The 2,383-nt window shown below is 74.8% G+C and carries 2 protein-coding genes; one reads left to right on the top strand and one right to left on the bottom strand.

Annotation, left to right across the window (positions count from 1 at the left end):
- Positions 1-56: 56 nt before the first annotated feature.
- The gene (locus ACFXPX_RS43755) at positions 57-737 is read right to left on the bottom strand and encodes a M48 family metallopeptidase (protein WP_380645109.1); all 681 of its coding nucleotides are present in this window, start codon (positions 735-737) and stop codon (positions 57-59) included.
- A gap of 333 nt (positions 738-1,070) precedes the next feature.
- On the opposite strand from ACFXPX_RS43755, the gene ACFXPX_RS43750 reads away from it, so the two are divergent.
- On the top strand, positions 1,071-2,150 hold the full coding sequence (locus ACFXPX_RS43750) for a ThiF family adenylyltransferase (RefSeq protein ID WP_375894189.1): 1,080 nt from the start codon (positions 1,071-1,073) through the stop codon (positions 2,148-2,150).
- The last annotated feature ends 233 nt before the right edge of the window (positions 2,151-2,383 follow it).

Here is a 2,383-nt window from a genome sequence, read left to right as displayed (position 1 = left end):
CGACACGACGCGGGGGCGCGGACCGTAGGGTCCGCGCCCCCTCTCGCCGTCCGCCCTCACCCGCAGGAAGCCCCCGGATCCGGCCCCGGCCCCGGCGCACCGTGCCGGGCCCCCGGGATGTGCGGCAGCCGGGCCGCCGACACCACACCCTCCAAGTAGCCGCGCGCCCGCTCCGTCCGCGGATAGGCCTCCAGCAGCGCCCAGAACGCCGGACCGTGGTCCGGCACCAGCAGGTGCGCCAACTCGTGCAGCAGCACGTAGTCCAGCACGTACTCCGGCATGCCCTGCAGCCGGTGCGACAGCCGGATCGTCCCCTCGCTGGGAGTGCACGAGCCCCAGCGCGAATTCTGGTTGGTCACCCAGCGGACCTGCACCGGCTGGGCCCGGCCCTCCAGATAGGCCGCCGACAGCTCCCGGGCCCGTGCCATCAGGGCGTCGTCCCCGAGGACCCGCCGACGCTCCTGGGCCGCGAGCTTCTCCAGCATCTGCGTGACCCAGCGCTGCTCCTCGGCGTGCGACATCCGGGCCGGGATCAGCACGACGGTGCGGTCGCCCTCGCGGTAGGCGGAGACCGTCCGGCTGCGCCGGGCGCTGCGCCGCACCTCGACCCGGCTGCGGTCGTGCGCCTCCGGGGGCACCGCCCCGGCGGGCGGGTGCTGCGGCCTCGCCTGCTGCTTGTCGTGCGGCTTCTCGCGCTGCTTCTCGTCCGGGCGCCCGCGCGTACTCGGCGCCGCCATCTGCGACCCGGACGCTGCACGGGCACGCCGACGCGACGCCGGTGGATGGGAGTCCCGCTCGGCTGCCATGGCACACGACGTTACCCGGTACCACTGACAGAAGTCCGGTGCCGTGGCCGAAATCTTTCATGGAGCGATCGGGAACGAAAGGCCGACGAGGGGTGTCCGGAAACCGACGCCAGGAAGGATGGGCAGTTATCCACAGGGCCTCCGAACAGATGGTGTGATCATGCGCCCGGACCTGTGGATAACTTTCCGCACGCCCCCGCCGCCATGGGGCATGCTGCGGTCAGCCGTCCGGAAACGATCGGAAGGGAGACCACCGTGCGCCTCATGCTCAAGCCCGCGCTGTCCCGCAGCTGGCGGGACTCCGAGACCCTGCAGTTCGGCACCGTCACCCGGTTCGCCGGGGTGCTCGGCAACGCCGACAAGACGCTGTGCGAGTTCCTCGACCTGCTCGACGGGACGCGCGAACGACCCGAGCTCCTCTCCGCCGGCGAACGGATCGGACTCGGCCGCGAGCCCACCGACACCCTGCTGAGCGAACTGCAGGAGACCGGGCTGCTCGACGACGCGGAGGCGACCGGCCGGGCACTGTCGCACTTCCCCCGGCCCCACCAGGACATCCTCGGGCCCGACCTCGCCTCGCTCTCCCTGGTCCACTCCGGACCGGGCGCCGCACCGGCCGTCCTGGTCCGGCGCGCCAGGTCCAGGATCGAGGTGCGCGGCGCGGGCCGGGTCGGCGCGGCCGTGGCGACCGTGCTCGCGGCCGGCGGCGCCGGCACCGTCACCGTGGCCGACAGCGGGCGGGTCCGGCCCGACGACTGCTCCCCCGCCGGACTGCCGCCCTCGGACATCGGGCGGCTGCGCTCGACGGTCGCCCGCGAGGCGGTGCAACGCGCCACCGGCCGCCCACTGGCCCCGGTGCCCCGGCCCAAGAGCGACGACCCACCGCCCGACTTCGTGGTCCTCGCACCCCGGGACGGCAGCGCGGCCTTCGCGGGCGGGACGTACGAGGCCCGGCTGCTGCTCCGGGCCGGAGTGCCGCACCTGTACGTGGGCGTGGTCGAGGAGTTCGGCATCGTCGGGCCGCTGGTGATCCCCGGGCGGTCGGCCTGCGGGCACTGCCTGGTGCTGCGCCGGGAGGACGAGGACGCCGCCTGGCCACGGGTCCTCGCCCAGCTCGCGGACGACGGCCCGGGCCGGGCCCGCACCCCGGCCTGCGACACGGCCCTGGCCACGGCCGTCGCCGGCCTGGCGGCACTGCACGTCCAGGTGTACCTGGACGGCGGCCGACCGCCGAGCGTCGACGGCTGGTGCGAGATCTCCGCAGGCGACGGCATGCCCCGCCGCCTGCGGCTCCGAGGACACCCGGACTGCGGCTGCCTGTGGCAACCACTGCCGCCGGGCTGAGACACGAGGAGGACAGGAGGTACGAGGAACGCACCGGGCACCGGCCCGGGCGGCTGCGGGGCTCAGCAGCCACCCGACCGGCGCCCGGGGCCGACACGGCCAGGACGCCCGGCCAGGTGAGCCCATGGCCAGGTGAGCCCATGGCCAGGTGAGCCCATGGCCAGGTGAGCCCATGGCCAGGTGAGCCCATGGCCAGGTGAGCCCATGGCCCGCGCCCTGCCTGGGGCAGGGCG

The sequence above is a fragment of the Kitasatospora sp. NPDC059146 genome, assembly GCF_042786665.1.
GTDB lineage: Bacteria > Actinomycetota > Actinomycetes > Streptomycetales > Streptomycetaceae > Kitasatospora.
Note: the sequence above shows the minus strand (reverse complement) of the source record. Positions and strands in the feature narration are given on the sequence as shown.